Origin of the sequence: Vibrio genomosp. F6, from assembly GCF_005146325.1 — a bacterium.
GTDB lineage: Bacteria > Pseudomonadota > Gammaproteobacteria > Enterobacterales > Vibrionaceae > Vibrio > Vibrio cortegadensis.
This window is the reverse complement of the sequence record NZ_SYUT01000027.1, coordinates 23,658-45,476: the sequence shown is the minus strand read 5'-3', so window position 1 is coordinate 45,476 and position 21,819 is coordinate 23,658. Positions and strand designations below refer to the sequence as shown.

Here is a 21,819-nt window from a genome sequence, read left to right as displayed (position 1 = left end):
GAAAGGCGCTCGCCGAGCGCCTTTTCACTCCTTACAGGGGCTGATCGTGAAAGACTTATTAAACTTTCTAAAAGCACAGCATAAGACCGAAGAATTTGATGCAATCAAAATCGGTCTTTCTTCACCAGACATGATTCGTTCATGGTCTTTTGGTGAAGTTAAAAAACCAGAAACAATTAACTATCGTACGTTCAAGCCTGAGCGTGATGGTCTGTTCTGTGCGCGTATTTTTGGTCCAGTAAAAGACTACGAATGTCTTTGTGGCAAATATAAGCGTCTGAAGCACCGCGGTGTTATCTGTGAGAAGTGTGGCGTAGAAGTTACACAAACTAAAGTTCGTCGTGACCGTATGGGCCACATTGAACTCGCTTCACCAGTTGCTCACATCTGGTTCTTAAAATCACTACCGTCTCGTATCGGTCTACTAATGGATATTCCATTACGTGATATCGAACGTGTTCTTTACTTCGAAATGTACGTAGTAACAGAACCGGGTATGACGGATCTAGAAAAATCTCAGATGCTTACTGAAGAAGAGTATCTAGATCGCCTAGAAGAGTGGGGTGACGAGTTCACTGCTAAGATGGGTGCAGAAGCGATCAAAGATCTGCTGTCTACTATGGATATGCACCAAGAAGCTGAACAAATGCGCGAAGAGTTAGAAACAACTAACTCTGAAACTAAGCGTAAGAAACTGACTAAGCGTCTTAAGTTAGTTGAAGCATTTATTCAGTCTGGCAATGATCCACAATGGATGATCCTTACGGTTCTTCCAGTACTTCCGCCAGATCTACGTCCTCTAGTACCACTAGATGGCGGTCGTTTTGCGACTTCTGATCTGAACGATCTATACCGTCGTGTGATCAACCGTAACAACCGTTTGAAGCGTCTTCTAGAGCTAGCTGCTCCGGACATCATCGTACGTAACGAAAAGCGTATGCTGCAAGAGTCTGTTGATGCACTTCTTGATAACGGTCGTCGTGGTCGTGCGATTACAGGTTCTAACAAGCGTCCTCTGAAATCTCTTGCTGATATGATCAAGGGTAAACAGGGTCGTTTCCGTCAGAACTTGCTTGGTAAACGTGTAGATTACTCTGGTCGTTCTGTAATCACAGTAGGTCCAACTCTACGTTTGCACCAGTGTGGTCTTCCTAAGAAGATGGCACTTGAGCTATTCAAACCATTCATCTACAGCAAGCTAGAAACTCGTGGCATGGCGACGACAATCAAAGCAGCTAAGAAAATGGTAGAGCGCGAAGAAGCGATCGTTTGGGATATCCTAGACGAAGTAATTCGTGAACACCCAGTACTATTGAACCGTGCACCAACACTTCACCGTCTTGGTATTCAAGCGTTCGAACCAGTACTAATCGAAGGTAAAGCGATTCAGCTTCACCCACTAGTGTGTGCGGCATATAACGCCGACTTCGATGGTGACCAAATGGCGGTACACGTACCACTGACTTTGGAAGCTCAACTAGAAGCTCGTACCCTAATGATGTCGACGAATAACATTCTGTCGCCAGCATCAGGTGATCCGATCATCGTACCTTCTCAGGACGTTGTATTGGGTCTTTACTACATGACACGTGACAAGATCAACGTGAAAGGTGAAGGTATGTACCTTGCTGGCCCTGAAGAGGCTGAGAAGGCATACCGTACTAAGACTGCTGAGCTACATGCTCGCGTTAAAGTACGTATCACTGAAACAGTAGTAGACGAAGACGGTAACAGCACAACAAACACTGGCTTAGTTGATACAACTGTTGGTCGTGCAATGCTATGGCAAATCGTACCGAAAGGTCTTCCATACAGCATCGTTAACCAAAAGCTTGGTAAAAAACAGATCTCTAACCTGCTTAACGAGGCATATCGTAAGCTTGGTCTGAAAGATACCGTTGTTTTTGCTGACCAAATCATGTACGCAGGTTTCGCATACGCAGCACTATCTGGTGTTTCTGTTGGTATCGACGATATGGTTGTACCTCAAGCGAAGTACGACGAAATCGACGCAGCTGAAGAAGAAGTTCGTGAAATCCAAGATCAGTTCCAATCTGGTCTAGTTACTGCTGGTGAACGTTACAACAAAGTTATCGATATCTGGGCGTCTACCAACGACCGTGTTGCGAAAGCGATGATGGATAACCTATCGTTCGAAACAGTAGTTAACCGTGATGGTGATGAAGAACAGCAAGAGTCGTTTAACAGCATCTACATGATGGCTGACTCGGGCGCTCGTGGTTCTGCTGCACAGATTCGTCAGTTGGCGGGTATGCGTGGTCTGATGGCGCGTCCAGATGGTTCAATCATCGAAACGCCAATCACAGCGAACTTTAAAGAAGGTCTAAACGTACTTCAATACTTCATCTCAACGCACGGTGCGCGTAAAGGTCTTGCCGATACAGCACTGAAAACGGCGAACTCGGGTTACCTAACTCGTCGTCTAGTAGACGTTGCACAAGATGTTGTAGTACATGAGCACGATTGTGGCACTCACGAAGGTATCGACATGATGCCTCACATTGAAGGTGGTGACGTTAAAGTTGCACTTTCTGAGCTTGCTCTTGGTCGTGTTGTTGCTGAAGATGTTCTTAAGCCTGGTACTGAAGATGTACTGATCCCACGTAATACTCTAATTAATGAGAAGTGGTGTCAGATCATGGAAGATAACTCAGTAGATAGCATGAAAGTGCGCTCAGTAGTTACCTGTGATGCAGACTTCGGTTGTTGTGCACAGTGTTACGGTCGTGACCTAGCACGTGGTCACCTAGTGAACCAAGGTGAGGCAGTTGGTGTTATTGCTGCTCAATCTATCGGTGAACCGGGTACACAGCTAACGATGCGTACGTTCCACATCGGTGGTGCGGCATCTACTGCAGCAGCAGAGAACAGCATCCAAGCGAAAACAACTGGTACTGTGAAGCTTCACAACGCTAAGTTTGTAATCAACAAAGACAAGAAACTGGTTATCACCTCTCGTGCATCTGAGATGACGATTGTTGATGAGTTCGGTCGTACTAAAGAGAAGCACAAACTTCCTTACGGTTCGGTTCTGAGCAAAGCAGACAACGATTCAGTAGAATCTGGTGAAGTTGTTGCTAACTGGGAAGCGCACACCATGCCAATCATCACTGAAGTGGCAGGTCGCATCCAATTTGTTGACATGATCGATGGTGTTACTGTTACTCGCCAAACAGATGACCTAACGGGTCTATCTTCAAGTGAAGTAACTGATGCAGCCGCTCGTCCAGCAGCAGGTAAAGATATGCGTCCAGCTATCAAACTTGTTGATGCAGCAGGCAACGATGTAATGATTCCTGGTACTGATATGCCAGCTCACTACTTCCTACCTGGTAAAGCGATTGTTAACATCGAAGATGGCGCAGAAGTTGGCATCGGTGACACATTATCCCGTATCCCTCAGAAATCTGGCGGAAACAAAGATATCACCGGTGGTCTACCACGCGTAGCTGACCTATTCGAAGCTCGTAAGCCGAAAGAGCCTGCGATCCTTGCTGAGCACACAGGTACTGTGTCGTTTGGTAAAGAAACGAAAGGTAAGCGCCGTTTAGTTATTACTCGTGATGGCGGTGACGCTTACGAAGAGATGATTCCTAAGCACCGTCAGCTAAACGTATTTGAAGGTGAGAAGATTGAACGTGGTGATGTAATCGCCGACGGTCCTGAAACTCCACATGATATTCTACGTTTACGTGGTATCCGCGCAGTAACTCAGTACATCGCAAACGAAGTACAAGAAGTATACCGTCTACAAGGCGTTAAGATTAACGATAAGCACATTGAAACTATCGTTCGTCAAATGCTTCGTAAGTGTACTATCACTAAAGCGGGTGACTCTGAGTTCCTGCCTGGTGAGCAAGTTGAATACTCACAAGTTAAGATCGCTAACCGTGTACTAGAAGCAGAAGGCAAGGAGCTAGTGAGCTTCGAGCGTGAACTACTAGGTATCACTAAAGCATCTCTTGCAACTGAGTCATTCATCTCAGCAGCGTCGTTCCAAGAAACGACTCGCGTACTAACAGAAGCTGCGGTTTCTGGTAAACGTGATGAGTTACGCGGCCTGAAAGAGAACGTTATTGTTGGTCGATTGATTCCAGCTGGTACTGGTTTCGCTTACCACCAAGAGCGTCAAAAACAGCGTGAAGAAGAGCAAGAAGGTCCATCTGCTGAACAAGCAACAGATAACCTAGCGGCACTTCTAAATGCAGGTTTCTCTTCTAACGAGTAAGCTAGTGTAGAGATAAAGGCAGCGTAATGTTGCCTTGATAGATAAATCCTCGGGCCATGCTCGGGGATTTTTTTTATCTTTAGAAAATGAGCCATTTAATGCTGGTTGCTTTCTATCTGTAGGGAACAACTCAAGTAGTAAAGAAGAAAGAAGAAAGAAGAAAGTTAAGGAAAGGAGCTAAATCGCTGATGAGAAGCGATAGTTCGACCTCCTAAGCTGATTAGAGCTCTTAGGCTAGCATTGCGGTGCACAAAACCCTCTTACCATCGTAAGAAGGTTTCGGTATCTAATATTATCTTAGATATCGTGTTATCAAGCGCCTGGTGGAACGGCTAAGCTGTCAGCGATGAGTCGAATGAGCTGATCTTCAACTTCAAAGCGAGCTTCCGTTACTTCGCCAATAAATGAGAGATCGCTGTCTAGATTCTCAAGTAAATCTTCGCTCTGTATCGCTGCGTATTTGTCCGTAAAATTCAGTAGGGGCTCTGTGGTTAACACAATCTTGCCATAAGCTTGATTGATCTCTTCTGTCACTTCGAAACCTGTAGAACGCCACTTATCCATGACCATATCGTAAATTTTGAAATGTCCTTCAGAAATATAATCAACGAGATGTTGGCAAAATACCTGAAGCTCTTTTGGTGAAGGGAGCTCTGAGACAGCGCTGTTTGTTGTACAGGGCTGTAAAGTTGCGAGTTTACAGTATTCAACAATCAGTGATTGTCTGGTCTCGAGCCAATGGTCGATGACCTCACTTGAGCCACCCCACTGTTCTTGTACTTGTTTGAATTTATTTAGCATGACCATGTCCTCATGATCGGACCACAAGAGTGGTGATCGTCATCCGTGAAAAGCAAAGTATCCATAACACAATTTAAATTCTTATCTACCTGAGTTTTCGTTGATATTTCAATCTAAATTCTGGTATGAATTTAGATTGCCAGTAAAATGGAATAACTGCAAGTGGAGAGGAACAGAGATGTTAAAAAAAAGTGACAAAACAACCAGCGACGTTTATTGGTGCATCGTTCTTGGCAGTGACTTATGGGTTGTAGATGGCACGCTTCCTTTAGGGAGTGCAAGTGAACTCGGCTTACCTTATGAAAAAGCCGTAAACATTGGAACCTATCAGGGGATTCCAGTGATGTGGTTAAACGATGCTGATGTAGATTGTCGCTATCCATTGACCTCTTTGCGCGAGTTACTATTATTACCTGAAGCACTTTTTCTTCTCGCAAGCAAAGCTGTGCAGTATGGACACATGACACAAACTATGCGTTTCTGCGCTCAGTGCGGAGGACGCAATCACCTAAACCATAATCAGGTGGCGATGCAGTGTGGTGATTGTCGGACATTGCATTATCCGCGTATTTTTCCATGCATTATTGTTGGGGTAAGAAATAGTAAGCAGATACTGTTAGCGCAACATCCAAGGCACCGTAATGGTATGTACACAGTTATTGCAGGCTTCTTAGAAGTGGGCGAGACGTTAGAGCAATGTGTAGCGAGAGAAGTAAAAGAAGAAACTGGAATTGATGTGAAAAATATTCAATATTTCGGTAGCCAACCATGGGCATTTCCATCCAGTATGATGATGGCTTATATCGCAGAATATGAGTCAGGGGAGTTAAAACCAGATTATAGCGAGCTGACCGATGCGCAGTGGTTCTTGCCGAGTGAGATGCCAGCTGTTGCGCCTGAAGGGACGATTGCTCGTGCGTTGATTGAACATACGCTCGATCTGCTACATGAACCGACCACGTGAAAACGATAGTAATTCAACAAAATAGCTTTCAAATGATAAAAAAAACCCTCCGGTCAAGGAGGGGGTAAGTAAGATGTCGTTATGAGATGCTGAGTACTCTCATACTCAGTATTTATTATTTTAATTTTCGCTAGCGAGCAAATTTTTATCACGCTCTATAAACAGGTGCAAATTAAGCATTGATTTAAAAGTTAATAACTTGATCTAGGTTGCAAAGCACACAGCTTTTACAGTTAAATCAGTGTTAGAATAATGGCAAATAAATAGATATAGCTTTAATTGGAAGAACGGAATGACAGAATTAAAAAATGATCGCTATCTACGCGCCTTACTTAAGCAACCTGTAGATTGCACTCCGGTTTGGATGATGCGCCAAGCAGGCCGTTACCTACCAGAATATAAAGCTACGCGTGCACAAGCAGGCGATTTCATGTCTTTGTGTAAAAACGCAGAGCTAGCATCAGAAGTGACGCTTCAGCCTTTGCGTCGTTTCCCTCTTGATGCTGCGATCTTATTCTCAGACATTTTAACCATCCCTGACGCTATGGGACTTGGCCTATACTTTGAAACTGGCGAAGGTCCGAAATTCGAGCGACCAATTACTTGCAAAGCAGATGTAGAAAAAATCGGTGTGCCAGATCCTGAAGGTGAACTTCAGTACGTAATGAATGCAGTACGCCAAATTCGTAAAGATCTAAAAGGCGAAGTGCCTTTGATTGGTTTTTCTGGTAGCCCTTGGACACTAGCGACATACATGGTTGAAGGTAGCAGCTCTAAAGCCTTCACAAAGATCAAAAAAATGATGTATGCAGAGCCAGCAACCTTGCACCTGCTGCTAGATAAACTGGCTGACACGGTTATTGAATACTTAAATGCACAGATTAAAGCTGGCGCTCAGTCGGTGATGGTATTTGATACGTGGGGTGGAGTATTAACGCCTCGTGATTACAATGAGTTCTCACTTCGTTACATGCATAAAATTGTTGATGGACTGATTCGTGAAAACGAAGGTCGCCGTGTTCCAGTTACTTTGTTTACCAAAAATGGTGGCATGTGGTTAGAATCAATTGCGGCAACAGGTTGTGATGCGGTTGGCCTAGATTGGACGATTAACATAGCTGATGCAAAAGCTCGCATTGGTGACAAAGTCGCTCTACAAGGCAATATGGATCCATCGATTCTTTACGCTCAGCCTGAACGTATTCGCCAAGAAGTTAGCTCTATTCTTGAAGGGTTTGGTGATGCAGGAACAGGACATGTTTTCAACTTAGGTCACGGTATCCACCTAGATGTTCCACCTGAGAATGCAGGTGTGTTTGTTGAAGCGGTGCATGACTTGTCTAAGCCATACCATAAATAACGAATTGGTTATTTAATTGATTTAAAACGCCGACTTATCACAAGTCGGCGTTTTTATTTATCAGTTCCAAGGGTGGCTAAATGAGTGCGAACATAAGGAAGAACGCTCTGCTCGAACCAGTTATTTTTCTTGAGCCAAATATTAATAGCCCTTATCAAAATCAATTATATTATTGAGTTGGAAGCCATCTCGCCAAAGCTGGTAGTTGTGCGCGAGTATATTGACCACCTGACGAGGTTCACTCAAGGCCGCGATATGTGGAGTCACTGTTATCTGATTAAGCTTCCAGAAAGGGTGCGTAGGAGACAGCGGCTCATTTTCAAACACATCCAGAAAAGCATGTTCAATCCAACCGTTTTTTAGTGCCAATAAAAGAGATTTATTATCTAAAGTCTCACCTCGCCCAACATTAAATAGCAACGCTCGTTTGCAGTAACTCAATGTCTCTTCATTTAAGAGTGAACGGGTATTTTCAGTTGCAGGTAACGTATTTACAATAATATCCGCTTGCTGAAAGGCGGCTTTTATTTCATTGATATGGAAAGTGTCTTTAAAGCTAAACTTTTCATTCACACTTAGGTTTTTGGTTGGGATCCCTGTTCGATTTATTCCAATAGTATGTAACCCGAGAGCTGACGCAGTTTGAGCAAGGTGGCTACCAATGGATCCCGTGCCCAGAATAACCATCACTTTTCCGGTCAGTGACTGATAGAAGTGGGGTTGCCATTGCTGTTTGGCTTGTTGCTGGTGGTAGAGCGCAAAATGGCGGTAGTGGCTCATTGAGTAGCCCAATACATATTCTGCTATCGCTGGTCCAAAAATGCCTTTGATGTTCGTTAGCGTATAGTCTTGACGCAAATCACCCGACACTAAAGCATTAATTCCTGCATAAGTGGATTGGAGCCAATCGAGTTGCGTGAACTCATTGAGTTTCGCCGCTGCAAGTGGGGGAGAAGCGAGTACAATGTCAGCTTGAGCAGGATCCTCACAGATCTCTAAATCGGGTAGAGACTGATTTTGAATGAGTTGTTTATAGGTGTCATCGTGTTCTGTGAGAATATACAGCTTATTCGAGAAATTGTTCATAGGCTTGTCTTTTTTCCCTAAGGTTTATCAAGTACACTTCTGCTGTCCTTTTCTGCAACTATTGAGTCACTATGCTACAGAATCCACTTCAGGTTCGTCTTGAAAAATTTGAACCTTGGCAACAAATTACTTTTATGGCTTGCCTGTGCGAGCGTATGTACCCTAACTATGCCATGTTTTGTGATAATACGAAATTTGCAGAAGCTCGCGTATATCGTGACGTGCTTGATAGTATCTGGGAAATTTTGACGGTCAAAACGGCTAAAGTTAATTTTGAACGTCAATTAGAAAAATTAGAAGAGTTATTTCCAAGCGCTGATGATTTTGATATCTACGCTGTCTATCCTGCAATGGATGCGTGCCAAGGGCTATCTACGTTATTGCATGGATTACTGGATCGTGAACAGCTATTTGACTGCATGATTAAGCTGAGCCAACAATCAGTACTGACGGTTGCTCATTTAGAGCAAGCTCAAGGCGAAGATGAAATCACAAACGACAATCAAAAAGATAATGAAGCAGTTTGTGAGGAGTGGGACGTTCAATGGGCTATTTTCAGACCATTACGTGAAGCGGAAACTCGTGACATTGAATTAATCAAAGATTTGCGTCAAGAATTGCGCGATGAACCGTTAAGTAATATCGGTATCACGATCGATTACTAATCACGGAAACCATGTCTAAAACAAAAAAAGCTCCTCGTAGGAGCTTTTTTTATACCGATGTTATTCGTGATTTTTAGTCTGTTCGTACTCATTTGAGATGGTGTCGTCGTCATCTCGACTTTCAATCACACCATGCTTGGTTTTCCACACTTCCCAGCGCTGAAACGCGAGTTCCTGCATATCCGTATTTTTATCCGCTTCATCGATAATCTCTTCCCCTAGTAGGTATTCAAAAATATCTTCTAAGGTGATTAAGCCTTGAATTGTTCCGTACTCATCCACGACGAGAGAGAGTTGCAGTCGATTAGCCATCATTTGGTCGAATGCTTTCGGGAGTGCTAGGTTATTGAGCATGACGTGAATCGGGCGCATGACCGCACCGAGCCGCTTCTCACCTTGGCCTAACTGCTGGAGCCTGAATAACTCAAGTCGGTGCACAAACCCGATGATATTGTCTTTCTGCTCGCTGTATATTAAAGGGCGAGAGAATGGTGTGTCTTTATGATGATTAAGAAAATCATTGATGCTTATCTCTGCATCGACCCGAAAAACGACCGTTCTTGGCGTCATGACTTGGGTGACCGGTACTTCTTGGATACCCAGTAAATTACTTAGAATTTTAGATTCACCTTCTGCAAATTCGCCGCTTTCTTTGGCGAGAATTGCCATTGCGGATAATTCATCACGCATTTTGGGCGCTACATGCCCTCGCGCCAAACGTTTGGTGATTTGTTCTGAGAACCATACAAAAGGAGTCAATGCCCATACCATCCAGCGCAGTGTGGTTGCCGTCATTGGAGAGAGTTGACGCCAATAAGTGGCACCGATTGTTTTCGGAACAATTTCAGAAAAAACTAAAATCCCCAGAGTTAACACAGCTGAAAAAACACCAAGCCATTGACTGCCGAAAACTACAGAAGCTTGAGCACCTGCCGTCGCGGCACCAATAGTGTGTGCGATGGTATTTAAAGTTAAGATCGACGCTAATGGTCGGTCAATGTCTGATTTCAGTTTAGATAACGCTTCAGCCGCAGGGTGTTCTTGTTGGCGCAGTTGTGCGATGTAACTAGGGCTGATACTCAGTAATACCGCTTCGAGAACTGAACAGATGAATGACACTCCAATTGCGATGGAGATGTAGATAATTAACAGCAGCATAATGCCTCTATATAAAAATAATTAAGGTCTCAATTGCACACGTTTTCAACGGTTTTACTGCAACTGAGACTCTATAAATTGGTTCTCAAAGCAGTAAAAACAAGGCATGGAGAAGGTTAATAGGTAACAAATTGTGAGTTATTACTCATATTATGGTTAAAAGTACGGCATTGGGACTAAAGATCGATGACAAACCTTTGCCAGATGGGGCATTTATGTTTTAGAGTGAGTTGAATTCGATAACCTATGAGAAGGGAAACCTAATGAACAAGACCCAATTAATCGACTTTATTGCTGAAAAAGCAGACCTTTCTAAAGCACAAGCAAAAGCGGCACTTGAAGCAACTCTTGGTGGCGTAACTGACGCTCTTAAAGAAGGTGACCAAGTCCAACTAATTGGTTTTGGTACATTCAAAGTGAACCATCGCAATGCACGTACTGGCCGTAATCCTAAGACTGGTGATGAGATCCAAATTGCTGCTGCAAATGTTCCTGCGTTTGTTGCTGGTAAAGCACTGAAAGATTCAGTGAAATAATTTAGACTACGCCGAGGTACTTTTATCTCGGCGTGATTCCTTAATGAAAAAACTTCTTTTAGCTTCTGTACTCACTTCTTTCCTACTTGGATGTTCCACGACATCACCACGCCCTAATTTAGATCAGTTTTCAGAGTATTCTGGCGGCCTGTCTATGGGTGATGCAACAAGCTTCTATTGGTACACCGAAAAGTTAACCAAACCAAACACCGCCGCTGATTATGTGAGTGCCGGGGATTACGGTTGGTATAAATCTGATTACCGATGGGATGAAAATCAACTGCGTGAATTCATTCGAGAAGGTCAACAGCTCAGCTTTTCTGACAACGGCTTGGTGCCATATCGCATTCATGTTCGTTTTAATAAAGAAGGTGACGCGATTTATCAGCAATACCGTTTGAATGGAAAAGTATTGCCTTTGCAACGTGAACAATTGCAGCGTTATCAACAAGAGTCGCTCGCTATTATTGATACAACAAAACAGCAGAATAGAGATGGTGTAGAGCTCATTCAAGGTTATTGGGACGGCAGCGAGTTTGAAACGTGCTCTGGACGCGAGTTTAATAAATTTGAATTTAATCAAACGTTACCGAGCTTTGTGATAAACCGTTTAGCCTCCATTGATAGCTATGTGGCGTTTTTAGGTAGGCAATCAAATCGTAAGCTTGAAGTGACAGAGTTGTTGATGCTTGCCGATGACGATCACGACTGTATTGAAAGAACATCGTTGCTTGACTAGCAAGAAGATGATTAAGAATTAAAAAAAGGCGCTCATTGAGCGCCTTTTTTGTGTCACATTAACGGGCCGGATTATTTTAGCTCGTTTTCGCGCTCAATCGCACGGTAACCAATGTCATTGCGGTGGAACATGCCATTCCAGCTTACTTGCTTTGTTAACGCGTAAGCACGTTCCTGAGCTTCAGATACGCTATTTCCCAGAGCGGTAGCACATAGTACTCGTCCCCCGTCGGTGATCACGTCACCAGCAGTGTTATTCGCAGTACCAGCGTGGAAAACCTTTTGGCCTTCAACTTCGCTTGTTGGTAGTGAAATTACATCACCTTTTGCGTAGTCAGCAGGGTAACCGCCAGCCGCAAGAACCACACCGATAGACGCTCGTGGATCCCATTTAGACTCTGCTTCATCGAGTTTCTCGTCGATAGCCATTAGGCAAAGCTCAACAAGATCCGATTCCATACGCATCATGATAGGTTGCGTTTCTGGATCGCCGAAGCGGCAGTTGTATTCGATAACCTTAGGTGTGCCGTCAGCATCGATCATTAGGCCTGCGTAAAGGAAACCGGTGTAAGGTGCACCTTCTGCATCCATGCCACGTACCGTTGGGTAGATAACTTCCTCAAGGATACGGTTGTGGATTTCAGGAGTTACCACTGGAGCAGGAGAGTAAGCACCCATGCCGCCAGTATTAGGACCCGTGTCTTTGTCGCCAACACGTTTGTGGTCTTGGCTGGTGGCCATAGGCAGAACGCTAGAACCATCAACCATTACGATGAAGCTTGCTTCTTCGCCTTCAAGGAACTCTTCGATAACCACGCGGCTGCCTGCTTCGCCAAATGCGTTGCCCGCTAGCATATCTTTGATTGCGTCTTCAGCTTCTTCAAGCGTCATCGCAACGATAACGCCTTTACCCGCCGCAAGACCGTCAGCTTTTACGACGATTGGTGCACCTTGCTCACGTACGTAAGCGATAGCTGGGTCAATCTCAGTGAAGTTTGCGTAATAACCCGTTGGGATGTCATGACGAGCTAGGAAGTCTTTAGTGAATGCTTTAGAGCCTTCAAGCTGCGCTGCTGCTTGAGTTGGGCCAAAGATCGGCAGACCGACTTCGCGGAATGCGTCAACCACACCAATAACCAGTGGCGCTTCAGGGCCAACAATAGTCAGTTCGATTTTTTTCTCTTGAGCAAACGCGACTAAACCTGCGATGTCTTCAACACCGATGTTTACGTTCTCAAGTTTCGGCTCAAGCGCAGTGCCTGCGTTACCTGGAGCGATGAATACCGTTTCAACGTTTGGGTTTTGTGCTGCTTTCCAACCTAGTGCGTGCTCACGACCGCCGGCACCAATAATCAATACATTCATTTATTTATCCCTTGATAGCTGCGCCATATTGCTAATCTCTGTGTCGAGCTTGCTCATTTATACTTATAAACTCCGCGAGCTCTCCTTGACCTTATCAATATGGCTTTGCTCTAAAATGAAAATTTCTAAATTAAGAGTATTTCAAATTAGCTAAATTAAATAAGTTTTGCTCAAAGTAGTTGGTGCTTGCGTCATTCAACTATTCGAGGTCTCTTTAAATCAGTGGGAGCGCTAACAAGGCGACAAGCGAGCTTATCCCTATGAGCATAGCTCGCTATGTGATTAGGGTAAGCGAGCGTAGTCAACGCAGTTACCGCCCCAATGATGACAAGAGAATTAGTGGCGGAAGTGACGCATACCAGTAAAGATCATCGCCATGCCATGTTCGTCTGCTGCTGCGATAACTTCATCATCACGCATAGAGCCGCCTGGCTGGATAACGCACTTGATGCCTGCTTCTGCTGCCGCGTCGATACCGTCACGGAATGGGAAGAACGCGTCAGATGCCATCACACAACCTTCAACTTGTAGACCTTCGTCAGCCGCTTTGATGCCTGCTATTTTCGCAGAGTAAACGCGGCTCATTTGGCCAGCGCCGACACCAATCGTCATGTCACCTTTCGAGTAAACGATAGCGTTAGACTTAACGTACTTCGCTACTTTCCAGCAGAATAGTGCATCTTTTAGCTCTTCAGCTGTAGGTTGGCGCTTAGAAACGACTTTTAGGTCGTCTTCAGACACCATGCCTTGGTCGCGATCTTGTACTAGTAAGCCACCGTTAACGCGTTTCACGTCAAAACCAGTCGTCTTCGTTGTCCACTCACCACACTCAAGCAGGCGAAGGTTTTTCTTAGCCGCTACGATTTCTACTGCCTCAGCAGAAACAGAAGGTGCAATGATAACTTCAACGAATTGGCGCTCAGTGATAGCCGTTGCTGTAGCTGCGTCTAGTTCACGGTTGAATGCGATGATGCCGCCAAATGCAGACGTTGGGTCTGTTTTGAATGCACGGTCGTAAGCTTCTAGGATGTCTTCACCTAGTGCTACACCACATGGGTTAGCGTGCTTAACGATCACACATGCTGGCTGGTCGAACTCTTTCACACACTCAAGTGCTGCGTCGGTGTCAGCGATGTTGTTGTAAGAAAGGGCTTTACCTTGAATTTGGCGAGCAGTAGAAACAGATGCTTCTTCAGGGTTCGCTTCAACATAGAATGCAGCAGCTTGGTGGCTGTTCTCACCGTAGCGCATGTCTTGTTTTTTCTCGAACTGTTGGTTGAACGTGCGAGGGAATTTCGATTCAGTATCGCCTTCCTTGTTCTCGCCGTAGCTAGGAACCATAGTACCGAAGTAGTTAGCTATCATGCCGTCGTAAGAAGCTGTGTGCTCGAATGCTGCGATAGCGAGGTCGAAGCGAGTCTCTAGCGTTAGAGATTTCTCGTTCGCGTCCATTTCAGCAACAACGCGCTCGTAGTCGTGTGCGTTAACCACGATAGTTACATCTTTGTGGTTTTTCGCTGCAGAGCGAACCATTGTAGGGCCACCGATGTCGATGTTTTCAACAGCGTCAGCGAGGGTACAACCTTCTTTAGCAACGGTTTCTGCGAATGGGTATAGGTTTACCACAACCATATCGATAGGGTTGATACCGTGAGTGGCCATTACGTCATCATCTTGGCCACGACGGCCAAGCACGCCACCGTGAACTTTCGGGTGCAGAGTCTTAACACGGCCATCCATCATTTCAGGGAAACCAGTGTAGTCAGATACTTCTGTCACAGAGATGCCTTTTTCAGCAAGCAGGCGAGCGGTACCGCCTGTCGATAATATATCTACACCACGGTTAGTTAGAGCTTGTGCAAACTCAACGATACCAGTTTTGTCTGATACGCTGATAAGAGCGCGGCGAATAGGGCGAGCGTTATTCATGCTTCCATCTTCCTCAAATTCACGGAGTTAAAGTTAAACTAAAGATATTTGCCAAAAAATGAACCTGTTCTTATTGCATTTTAAAGTCATACATTAAAAACTGGGTTTATTTTGGTAAAGACCTTTTGCGTTAATGGAGTGTATCTGTAACTCAAATTTGATGGCGCACATTCTAACCAATTAATGACATAAAAGCTCGCGCAATCGATTGGCATCTCAAAAATAATTATAAAAAAGTGCATTTAGGCGCTTAAAAGTAACGAAATGGTTAATAGAGGACATTATGTTTCAGATAGGAGAATTGGCAAAACGTTGTGGTGTAAGTACTGATACGCTACGTTTCTATGAGAAAAACCAGTTGCTTCATCCTGCTGGGCGAAGTGAATCTGGGTATCGTCTATATAATGAAAAAAATCAGCAACAAGTTACCTTCATCTTAAAAGCAAAATCTCTAGGGTTAAGTTTGGACGAGATAAAAGAGCTATTAGAGATTAAGTTGGAAGCAACACAGCATAGTTGTGCGGAAGTAAAATCGATCACGTCTTCTAAGCTCGATATGATTGATGAGAAGATTGCAGAATTGACGAAGATCAGAAGTGCATTGAAAAAGATTAATGACGCCTGTTGTGGGCATGTTGACGATGATGCGAGCCACTGTTCTATCTTGGCTGCATTAGAATAATGAGGGTTTTGTCTAGGCTCTTTCGATATTTGACGGCGAGATCAACTACACTGCTATAGTGTGTTTTATTTGGAGCAAAGAATGGCAGATCAAAATGTAGCGCAAATTTTAACGGCGTTTAGCAAAATTGAAGCTCAGCTGACGGCTCAGAATCGCACCTTGTCTGAATTGGCTGGAAAAGTCGATAAGCTTGAAAAGCAAAATATACAGCTGGTTAAGATGATTCAAGAAAAAACACACCTTGATAAATCAATGCAACAGTTAGATGGTGAGGGTAAAGTTGAAGTTACTCGACGCTTAAAGGTGTTGGAAGATAAATCAAAGAAAATTATCGATATGCTACAAGCGGGTGGTATTGGTGGTAAGAAAAGAGCTTGGCCTTAATGAATTCTATTTAGTCTTTGATACTTCAGATAGAATACGTGCCCATTTGTTGTTCAGTTAGTAGACGTGAAAATGAAATTAACGAAAGGTTTTACATTAATCGAGTTGGTTGTTGTGATTGTTGTTTTGGCTATTTTAACCGTTGTCGCTGCGCCAAGGTTTTTATCTATTAATGAAGATGCCGACGTATCCGTGGTTAAAGGTCTTAAAGGTGCATTATCATCATCGTTTGGGATCGCCTATGGAAAGTTGATTGTTGATGAGCATGATGTGACAAATCGCGTAATACTATTGGACCCACGAGATCCGGAAGATGCTTGGTGTAAGCCAATAGCACCAGAGGTTCAATGTTCATTTGCTTATGGCTACCCTTCAAGCCGTGGCACGATTAAATCGGTAACTGAACTTGGTGATGATTGGAATATTAACCAGAGTGGTGGGGATCAAAAAGTATTTAAAATATATCTTAAAAAAGATGCCGATACGACGAGCACCGAAGGTACTTATAGTGATTTTTCACCATTAGCAGGCTCTTGCTATGTTGAATATATCGTGGATTACACACTAGGTTTAGAACTCGATGACCGGATCCGAATAGCAAATAAAAACTGCGGCTAATGTTATACCGTTGATGGTTATTTTTCGCAGTTAGTCTAGTTCACTTTCATTGTTTCATTTACAAAAAAAGCCAAACTACGAATAGCTTGGCTTCAAAGTAAAATCACAGACGAACTGTATTAGTTCATGCCGTATTTTTTAAGTTTCTTACGAAGAGTACCACGGTTGATACCCATCATAGTTGCTGCGCGAGTTTGGTTGCCGCGAGTGTATTGCATGATAGTGTCTAGTAGTGGCTGTTCAACTTCTGCCAAAACTAACTCATATAATTCGCTGACTTCCTGACCATTTAATTGAGCAAGATAGTTTTTCAACGATGCTTTAACAGAGTCACGTAGTGGCTTCTGAGTGATTTGATCTTGTGATGTAACTGTAGTCACTGTTAATGCTTCTGAAGTCAGATTTTGTTCGAACATATTTGGTCTAGCTCTTCTCGTAATTATGATGCAACGTTATCAAAATAACCTTCTAACGCTTCAAGTTGCAGCGGTGCTGCTTCTATCGCATTGAAGGTACGGCGAAACTCACTGGCTTGCTCATGCTCTTTTAGATACCAACCCACATGCTTGCGAGCAATGCGAGGGCCTAAGTACTCCCCATAAAACTGGTGAAGTGCGTCAACATGACCAAGTAAAATGCTTTTTACCTCCTCAAGAGGAAGTGCAGGCATCGTGGTACCGTTTACCAAGTAGTGTTGGATTTCCTGAAAAATCCAAGGTCGGCCCTGGGCGGGACGTCCTATCATTAAAGCGTCTGCGCCAGTGTACTCCAGCACATACTTCGCTTTCTCAGGACTGTCGATATCACCATTGGCGATAACCGGAATCGAGATAGCTTGTTTAACCGCTTTAATATTGTCGTATTCGGCCTCTCCTTTGTACATACAAGCTTTTGTGCGCCCATGTAGCGCTAAAGCTTGGATGCCGCAGTCTTCGGCTAATTTCGCAATATGGACACAGTTTCTGTTTTCTGTGTCCCAGCCAGTACGGGTTTTCAATGTCACAGGAACATCGACTGCATTGACTACCGCCTTAAGAATATCTTCGATAATCTCTGGATACTGTAGCAAAGCAGAACCGGCCAGCTTTTTATTTACTTTTTTTGCTGGGCAACCCATGTTGATATCGATGATTTGCGCACCGTTTTCAACACTAAATTGAGCTGCCTCGGCCATAAGCTGTGGGTCAGCACCTGCAATCTGTACAGAGCGAATGCCCGATTCGCCCTCATGTACCATGCGTTGTTGCGACTTCGATGTTTTCCATACTTTGGGGTTAGAGGACATCATTTCACTGACAGCCATCCCCGCACCATAGCGAAGACATAACTCACGGAACGGTCTATCCGTTACTCCAGCCATAGGGGCCACGATTAGATTGTTCTTAAGTTTATAATTTCCGATTTTCAAAACATCATCACAGTTCTGTACCAGCAAGGGCGCGCATTTTACGCATTTTTTCGCTCCGTGAAAAGACTAATATTTGAGCATTTACAATTTGTTTATGTAATTTGTATAAATTTCAGTCAATTAGGGCGTAAAGTCTTATCTAGCCTTGCTTGTAACCAGATATACGACACCACTCTTGCTGCTCTACTATCGGATCTATGTGAAGCTCATCACGATAATAATTGGCAACATCTTCAGCTTGTGTATCTAAAACACCCGACATGGCAAGTTGACCATTTGGCTTAATTAAGCCTTTGATGATGCCTGAAAGTTCACGCAGTGGACCAGCAAGAATGTTGGCAACGACCACATCAGCAGTGAAATTTTCAGGTTGGTCTTGAGGTAGGAATAGCTCAAGTTGATCGGCAACACCATTGCGTTGTGCATTATCTTTAGAGGCCGTTAATGCTTGAGGATCGATATCGATCCCAACCACTTTTGCCGCACCAAGCTTGATCGCCGCGATCGCAAGGATCCCTGAACCACAACCGAAATCAAGAACCGTTTTTCCTTTTAGGTCTAGGCCCTCTAGCCACTCTAAGCAAAGTGATGTTGTTGGGTGAGTACCTGTACCGAACGCTAAGCCAGGATCAAGCATCACGTTAATCGCATCAGGTTCTGGAACGTCACGCCAGCTAGGGCAGATCCATAAACGCTCACCAAATTTCATTGGGTGGAAGTTGTCCATCCATTCGCGTTCCCAGTCCTTGTCTTCAAGCTGCTCAACTTTGTACGCGAAACCAGTCTCAAGCATGTTGCTGTTCTTGATTAGAGTGATGACTAGCTCAGTATCGGCTTCTGCGTCATATAACGCGACGATATCGGTGTCTCCCCAGAGTCGGGTTTCCCCCGGCAGAGGTTCAAATACAGGCGTATCGTGTGCGTCTAAAAAGGTGACGGATAATGCACCCGTCTCTTCCATTAGCATGTCGCCAATTTGCTCTGCGTTGGCGTTAGTCGCATTAAGTTTGATTTGAATCCAAGGCATGATATTTGCTCTTTCGTTTCACGATGATTGAAAATTTGCTGCAGAGTCTACCAGAGTTCTACACAATTCAGAAAATAGAATAAAAAATGCCCACCGAAGTGAGCATTTTATGCGTTTTATGTTTCAATATTTCTGTACTTGATACGTCAATATCGAACACTTAAGCTTTTGTGTACAAGCTAAAAGTGATTATTGAAGGCCAAGTTTTTTCTCAAGGTAGTGGATATTTGCACCACCGTGTTGGAAATTCTCGTCATTCATAATGGCTTGCTGTAGCGGTACGTTCACGTGAATACCTTCCACAATCATTTCTGAAAGGGCGTTCTTCATGCGAGCGATTGCAACGTCGCGGTTCTCACCGTAAGTGATGAGCTTACCGATCATTGAATCGTAATGTGGCGGTACTGTGTAGCCCGTGTAGATATGAGATTCCCAACGAACGCCCATACCACCTGGAGCGTGGAAGCGTTGAATTTTGCCTGGAGAAGGCAGGAATCGCACAGGATCTTCAGCGTTAATACGACACTCAATTGAGTGACCACGCAGTTTGATATCATCTTGTGTAAATGATAACGGCTGACCAGCAGCAATGCGCAGTTGCTCTTTCACTAAATCGATACCAGTAACCATTTCAGTGATAGTGTGCTCAACTTGAATACGAGTATTCATTTCGATGAAGTAGAATTCGCCATTTTCGTATAGGAATTCAAATGTACCAGCGCCACGGTAACCAATTTCGATACAGGCACGAGTACAACGCTCACCGATGTATTTACGCATCTCTTCAGTGATGCCTGGTGCCGGAGCTTCTTCCACTACTTTTTGGTGGCGACGCTGCATTGAACAGTCACGCTCACCTAGGTGGATTGCATTACCTTGGCCATCTGCTAGCACTTGTACTTCAATGTGACGTGGGTTTTCTAGGAATTTCTCCATGTAAACCATGTCGTTGTTGAAACATGCTTTTGCTTCAGCACGCGTCATCGCGATAGCTTCTGTTAGCTCTGATTCAGAACGAACCACACGCATACCACGACCACCGCCGCCGCCAGAGGCTTTAATGATTACTGGGAAGCCGATACGTTTCGCGTGAGCTTTATTCTTTGCATCATCATCGTTAAGAGGGCCGTCTGAACCAGGTACACAAGGTACGCCCGCTTTTTTCATTGATGTGATAGCCGATACTTTGTCGCCCATCATGCGGATGGTTTCGGCTTTAGGGCCAACAAAGATAAAGCCAGAGCGTTCTACTTGCTCAGCAAAATCTGCGTTTTCAGATAGGAAGCCGTAGCCTGGGTGAACAGCAACGGCACCTGTTACTTCCGCTGCGCTGATAATGCGAGGAATGTTCAGGTAGCTGTCGATACCACGAGCAGGACCAATACAGATGGTCTCGTCAGCAAGGAGTACGTGTTTTAAATCACGGTCAGCAGTAGAGTGAACTGCAACGGTTTTAATGCCAAGCTCTTTACATGCACGCAAAATACGTAGCGCAATTTCGCCACGGTTTGCGATAACTAATTTATCTAACATATCGAGTGACCTCTATTATTCGATCACAACAAGTGGTTGATCAAACTCAACGGGTTGGCCATCTTCAACAAGAATGGCAACCACAACACCAGATTTATCGGCTTCGATTTGGTTCATCATTTTCATCGCTTCAACGATGCAAAGAGTTTCGCCAGCAGTCACTTGTTGGCCTACTTTAACAAATGGTTTTGCATCTGGGCTTGACGCTCCGTAGAAAGTACCAACCATTGGCGAAAGAACTTGGTGTCCTGCTGGTGCTGCTGGTGCAGATTCTTCAGCTGTTGCTGCCACTGCAACTGGTGCCGCGGCTACTGGTGCTGCTGCAGGAGCGGCCATCGGTGCTGCTGCGTATTGGACTGGAGCTGGTGCGCCTGTGTGGTTACGACTGATTCGTACCGACTCTTCACCTTCAGAGATTTCAAGTTCAGCAATACCAGACTCTTCTACTAGTTCGATAAGTTTTTTGATTTTACGAATATCCATCTTTTCTTTCTCTTTGTCTTGTTAAGTGACCTAAACTCTATGACCGAGTAGGTAAGTATTAGTTCTATCTATCTATTCTTATGTAATAAATAGACTACTTCGACTGGAGCTTGTTCAGTGCCGCAGCCAAAGCAAATTGGTAACCTTGCGCGCCTAATCCACAAATAACGCCTTCTGCTTTATCGGATAGATATGAGTGATGGCGGAATGGTTCACGTGCATGAACATTGGATAAGTGCACTTCAATAAATGGGATCGCAACCCCGAGCAATGCATCACGTAGTGCTACGCTCGTATGAGTAAAAGCGGCAGGGTTGATGATGATAAAATCAACCTTTTGGTATGCAGCATGGATTGCTTCGATCAGTTCATATTCACGATTTGATTGCAGGTGGGTTAACTCCACCTCGGCTTCCTTAGCTTGTTCTGACAGGGCCGTCACTATTTGATCTAACGTTTGAGAACCGTAATGTGCGGGCTCTCTTAAACCGAGTAGATTAAGATTTGGGCCATTCAGAAGTAGAATGCTTAACTTTGCAGGCATCTTGGGCTTATCTTCCTTTATCGTGAAACGAATACCAATATTCCCATATTATTTACAAATCAGCGTTAATTTCTAGTGAAAAAAACACTGATTTTTAAATTTAGAACCAGATTATAGCTAATTCAGCGCAAATGGCAGCAATTTACTGGTCTTATCTCTCTGTTAGGGGGATGGTTTTTGTAACCAAGTTAACAAAAATGGTCGTTATCCTGCCATTTAATACGGATATTTGTGAGCTGGAATGGATCAAAAAAGCCGCCAATACGCTGGCGGCTTGTGATTAATTAAA

Annotated in this window: 21 protein-coding genes; 10 read left to right on the top strand and 11 right to left on the bottom strand. The window is 44.1% G+C overall.

Annotation, left to right across the window (positions count from 1 at the left end):
• Window positions 1-46 precede the first annotated feature (46 nt).
• Complete coding sequence (gene rpoC, locus FCV43_RS11395; protein WP_136995248.1) at window positions 47-4,249, top strand: DNA-directed RNA polymerase subunit beta'; 4,203 nt, start codon at window positions 47-49, stop codon at window positions 4,247-4,249.
• Window positions 4,250-4,561: 312 nt separating this feature from the next.
• On the opposite strand, the gene FCV43_RS11390 is transcribed toward rpoC, so the two are convergent.
• On the bottom strand, window positions 4,562-5,056 hold the full coding sequence (locus tag FCV43_RS11390; RefSeq protein ID WP_040887246.1) for an Rsd/AlgQ family anti-sigma factor: 495 nt from the start codon (window positions 5,054-5,056) through the stop codon (window positions 4,562-4,564).
• A gap of 172 nt (window positions 5,057-5,228) precedes the next feature.
• Between FCV43_RS11390 and nudC the strand changes: the two genes are divergently transcribed.
• Window positions 5,229-6,014 (top strand): NAD(+) diphosphatase, encoded by a 786-nt coding sequence (gene nudC, locus FCV43_RS11385; RefSeq protein ID WP_136995247.1) that lies wholly within the window; start codon window positions 5,229-5,231, stop codon window positions 6,012-6,014.
• A gap of 292 nt (window positions 6,015-6,306) precedes the next feature.
• The gene (gene hemE, locus FCV43_RS11380; protein ID WP_017053186.1) at window positions 6,307-7,374 is read left to right on the top strand and encodes a uroporphyrinogen decarboxylase; all 1,068 of its coding nucleotides are present in this window, start codon (window positions 6,307-6,309) and stop codon (window positions 7,372-7,374) included.
• A 141-nt stretch (window positions 7,375-7,515) separates the two neighbouring features.
• On the opposite strand, the gene FCV43_RS11375 is transcribed toward hemE, so the two are convergent.
• The gene (locus FCV43_RS11375; protein ID WP_136995246.1) at window positions 7,516-8,460 is read right to left on the bottom strand and encodes a D-2-hydroxyacid dehydrogenase; all 945 of its coding nucleotides are present in this window, start codon (window positions 8,458-8,460) and stop codon (window positions 7,516-7,518) included.
• Between the two features lie 71 nt (window positions 8,461-8,531).
• On the opposite strand from FCV43_RS11375, the gene FCV43_RS11370 reads away from it, so the two are divergent.
• Window positions 8,532-9,125 (top strand): YjaG family protein, encoded by a 594-nt coding sequence (locus tag FCV43_RS11370; protein ID WP_017053188.1) that lies wholly within the window; start codon window positions 8,532-8,534, stop codon window positions 9,123-9,125.
• A 60-nt stretch (window positions 9,126-9,185) separates the two neighbouring features.
• Here FCV43_RS11370 and FCV43_RS11365 read toward each other — a convergent pair whose 3' ends face one another.
• Window positions 9,186-10,283, bottom strand: a complete 1,098-nt coding sequence (locus tag FCV43_RS11365; RefSeq protein ID WP_136995245.1) for a CNNM domain-containing protein — start codon at window positions 10,281-10,283, stop codon at window positions 9,186-9,188.
• Window positions 10,284-10,546: 263 nt separating this feature from the next.
• Between FCV43_RS11365 and hupA the strand changes: the two genes are divergently transcribed.
• Together hupA and FCV43_RS11355 are read left to right on the top strand one after the other, a co-directional pair.
• A complete protein-coding gene (gene hupA / locus FCV43_RS11360; protein ID WP_017053190.1) occupies window positions 10,547-10,819 on the top strand; it encodes a nucleoid-associated protein HU-alpha in 273 nt (90 codons plus the stop codon).
• Window positions 10,820-10,862: 43 nt separating this feature from the next.
• Window positions 10,863-11,558, top strand: coding sequence for a DUF1481 domain-containing protein (locus FCV43_RS11355; protein WP_017053191.1), 696 nt, complete (start codon window positions 10,863-10,865; stop codon window positions 11,556-11,558).
• Between the two features lie 71 nt (window positions 11,559-11,629).
• On the opposite strand, the gene purD is transcribed toward FCV43_RS11355, so the two are convergent.
• A complete protein-coding gene (gene purD, locus FCV43_RS11350) occupies window positions 11,630-12,922 on the bottom strand; it encodes a phosphoribosylamine--glycine ligase (RefSeq protein WP_017053192.1) in 1,293 nt (430 codons plus the stop codon).
• A gap of 336 nt (window positions 12,923-13,258) precedes the next feature.
• The gene (gene purH / locus FCV43_RS11345) at window positions 13,259-14,851 is read right to left on the bottom strand and encodes a bifunctional phosphoribosylaminoimidazolecarboxamide formyltransferase/IMP cyclohydrolase (protein WP_136995244.1); all 1,593 of its coding nucleotides are present in this window, start codon (window positions 14,849-14,851) and stop codon (window positions 13,259-13,261) included.
• 283 nt (window positions 14,852-15,134) lie between these two features.
• On the opposite strand from purH, the gene zntR reads away from it, so the two are divergent.
• The 3 genes from zntR to FCV43_RS20770 all read left to right on the top strand — a co-directional run bounded on the left by zntR (window position 15,135) and on the right by FCV43_RS20770 (window position 16,535).
• Complete coding sequence (gene zntR, locus FCV43_RS11340; RefSeq protein WP_017053194.1) at window positions 15,135-15,533, top strand: Zn(2+)-responsive transcriptional regulator; 399 nt, start codon at window positions 15,135-15,137, stop codon at window positions 15,531-15,533.
• An 81-nt stretch (window positions 15,534-15,614) separates the two neighbouring features.
• On the top strand, window positions 15,615-15,917 hold the full coding sequence (locus FCV43_RS11335; protein ID WP_113795407.1) for a hypothetical protein: 303 nt from the start codon (window positions 15,615-15,617) through the stop codon (window positions 15,915-15,917).
• A gap of 72 nt (window positions 15,918-15,989) precedes the next feature.
• Window positions 15,990-16,535 carry a prepilin-type N-terminal cleavage/methylation domain-containing protein gene (locus FCV43_RS20770; protein ID WP_113795408.1) on the top strand — a complete coding sequence of 182 codons (546 nt, stop codon included), beginning with the start codon at window positions 15,990-15,992 and terminating at the stop codon, window positions 16,533-16,535.
• A gap of 119 nt (window positions 16,536-16,654) precedes the next feature.
• On the opposite strand, the gene fis is transcribed toward FCV43_RS20770, so the two are convergent.
• From fis to aroQ, 6 genes are all read right to left on the bottom strand, one after another.
• A complete protein-coding gene (gene fis / locus FCV43_RS11325; RefSeq protein ID WP_004729744.1) occupies window positions 16,655-16,951 on the bottom strand; it encodes a DNA-binding transcriptional regulator Fis in 297 nt (98 codons plus the stop codon).
• A gap of 23 nt (window positions 16,952-16,974) precedes the next feature.
• The gene (dusB, locus tag FCV43_RS11320; protein WP_040887248.1) at window positions 16,975-17,943 is read right to left on the bottom strand and encodes a tRNA dihydrouridine synthase DusB; all 969 of its coding nucleotides are present in this window, start codon (window positions 17,941-17,943) and stop codon (window positions 16,975-16,977) included.
• A gap of 139 nt (window positions 17,944-18,082) precedes the next feature.
• Complete coding sequence (gene prmA, locus FCV43_RS11315; RefSeq protein ID WP_136995243.1) at window positions 18,083-18,970, bottom strand: 50S ribosomal protein L11 methyltransferase; 888 nt, start codon at window positions 18,968-18,970, stop codon at window positions 18,083-18,085.
• Between the two features lie 189 nt (window positions 18,971-19,159).
• Window positions 19,160-20,503, bottom strand: a complete 1,344-nt coding sequence (accC, locus tag FCV43_RS11310) for an acetyl-CoA carboxylase biotin carboxylase subunit (protein ID WP_017053198.1) — start codon at window positions 20,501-20,503, stop codon at window positions 19,160-19,162.
• Between the two features lie 15 nt (window positions 20,504-20,518).
• Window positions 20,519-20,986, bottom strand: a complete 468-nt coding sequence (gene accB / locus FCV43_RS11305; RefSeq protein ID WP_136995242.1) for an acetyl-CoA carboxylase biotin carboxyl carrier protein — start codon at window positions 20,984-20,986, stop codon at window positions 20,519-20,521.
• A 94-nt stretch (window positions 20,987-21,080) separates the two neighbouring features.
• Complete coding sequence (aroQ, locus tag FCV43_RS11300) at window positions 21,081-21,530, bottom strand: type II 3-dehydroquinate dehydratase (protein ID WP_113795413.1); 450 nt, start codon at window positions 21,528-21,530, stop codon at window positions 21,081-21,083.
• A 131-nt stretch (window positions 21,531-21,661) separates the two neighbouring features.
• Between aroQ and FCV43_RS20390 the strand changes: the two genes are divergently transcribed.
• Entirely contained in the window at window positions 21,662-21,814 is a 153-nt protein-coding gene (locus FCV43_RS20390) for a hypothetical protein (protein WP_170961650.1), read from the top strand.
• Window positions 21,815-21,819: the final 5 nt, after the last annotated feature.

What these genes read in the sequence shown, in the direction of transcription:
- FCV43_RS11390 (WP_040887246.1), bottom strand. Translation starts at nt 5,056, where the DNA reads ATGGTCATGCTAAATAAATTCAAACAAGTACAAGAACAGTGGGGTGGC.
- nudC (WP_136995247.1), top strand. Translation starts at nt 5,229, where the DNA reads ATGTTAAAAAAAAGTGACAAAACAACCAGCGACGTTTATTGGTGCATC.
- hemE (WP_017053186.1), top strand. Translation starts at nt 6,307, where the DNA reads ATGACAGAATTAAAAAATGATCGCTATCTACGCGCCTTACTTAAGCAA.
- FCV43_RS11375 (WP_136995246.1), bottom strand. Translation starts at nt 8,460, where the DNA reads ATGAACAATTTCTCGAATAAGCTGTATATTCTCACAGAACACGATGAC.
- FCV43_RS11370 (WP_017053188.1), top strand. Translation starts at nt 8,532, where the DNA reads ATGCTACAGAATCCACTTCAGGTTCGTCTTGAAAAATTTGAACCTTGG.
- FCV43_RS11365 (WP_136995245.1), bottom strand. Translation starts at nt 10,283, where the DNA reads ATGCTGCTGTTAATTATCTACATCTCCATCGCAATTGGAGTGTCATTC.
- hupA (WP_017053190.1), top strand. Translation starts at nt 10,547, where the DNA reads ATGAACAAGACCCAATTAATCGACTTTATTGCTGAAAAAGCAGACCTT.
- FCV43_RS11355 (WP_017053191.1), top strand. Translation starts at nt 10,863, where the DNA reads ATGAAAAAACTTCTTTTAGCTTCTGTACTCACTTCTTTCCTACTTGGA.
- purD (WP_017053192.1), bottom strand. Translation starts at nt 12,922, where the DNA reads ATGAATGTATTGATTATTGGTGCCGGCGGTCGTGAGCACGCACTAGGT.
- purH (WP_136995244.1), bottom strand. Translation starts at nt 14,851, where the DNA reads ATGAATAACGCTCGCCCTATTCGCCGCGCTCTTATCAGCGTATCAGAC.
- zntR (WP_017053194.1), top strand. Translation starts at nt 15,135, where the DNA reads ATGTTTCAGATAGGAGAATTGGCAAAACGTTGTGGTGTAAGTACTGAT.
- FCV43_RS11335 (WP_113795407.1), top strand. Translation starts at nt 15,615, where the DNA reads ATGGCAGATCAAAATGTAGCGCAAATTTTAACGGCGTTTAGCAAAATT.
- FCV43_RS20770 (WP_113795408.1), top strand. Translation starts at nt 15,990, where the DNA reads ATGAAATTAACGAAAGGTTTTACATTAATCGAGTTGGTTGTTGTGATT.
- fis (WP_004729744.1), bottom strand. Translation starts at nt 16,951, where the DNA reads ATGTTCGAACAAAATCTGACTTCAGAAGCATTAACAGTGACTACAGTT.
- prmA (WP_136995243.1), bottom strand. Translation starts at nt 18,970, where the DNA reads ATGCCTTGGATTCAAATCAAACTTAATGCGACTAACGCCAACGCAGAG.
- accC (WP_017053198.1), bottom strand. Translation starts at nt 20,503, where the DNA reads ATGTTAGATAAATTAGTTATCGCAAACCGTGGCGAAATTGCGCTACGT.
- accB (WP_136995242.1), bottom strand. Translation starts at nt 20,986, where the DNA reads ATGGATATTCGTAAAATCAAAAAACTTATCGAACTAGTAGAAGAGTCT.
- aroQ (WP_113795413.1), bottom strand. Translation starts at nt 21,530, where the DNA reads ATGCCTGCAAAGTTAAGCATTCTACTTCTGAATGGCCCAAATCTTAAT.
- FCV43_RS20390 (WP_170961650.1), top strand. Translation starts at nt 21,662, where the DNA reads ATGGCAGCAATTTACTGGTCTTATCTCTCTGTTAGGGGGATGGTTTTT.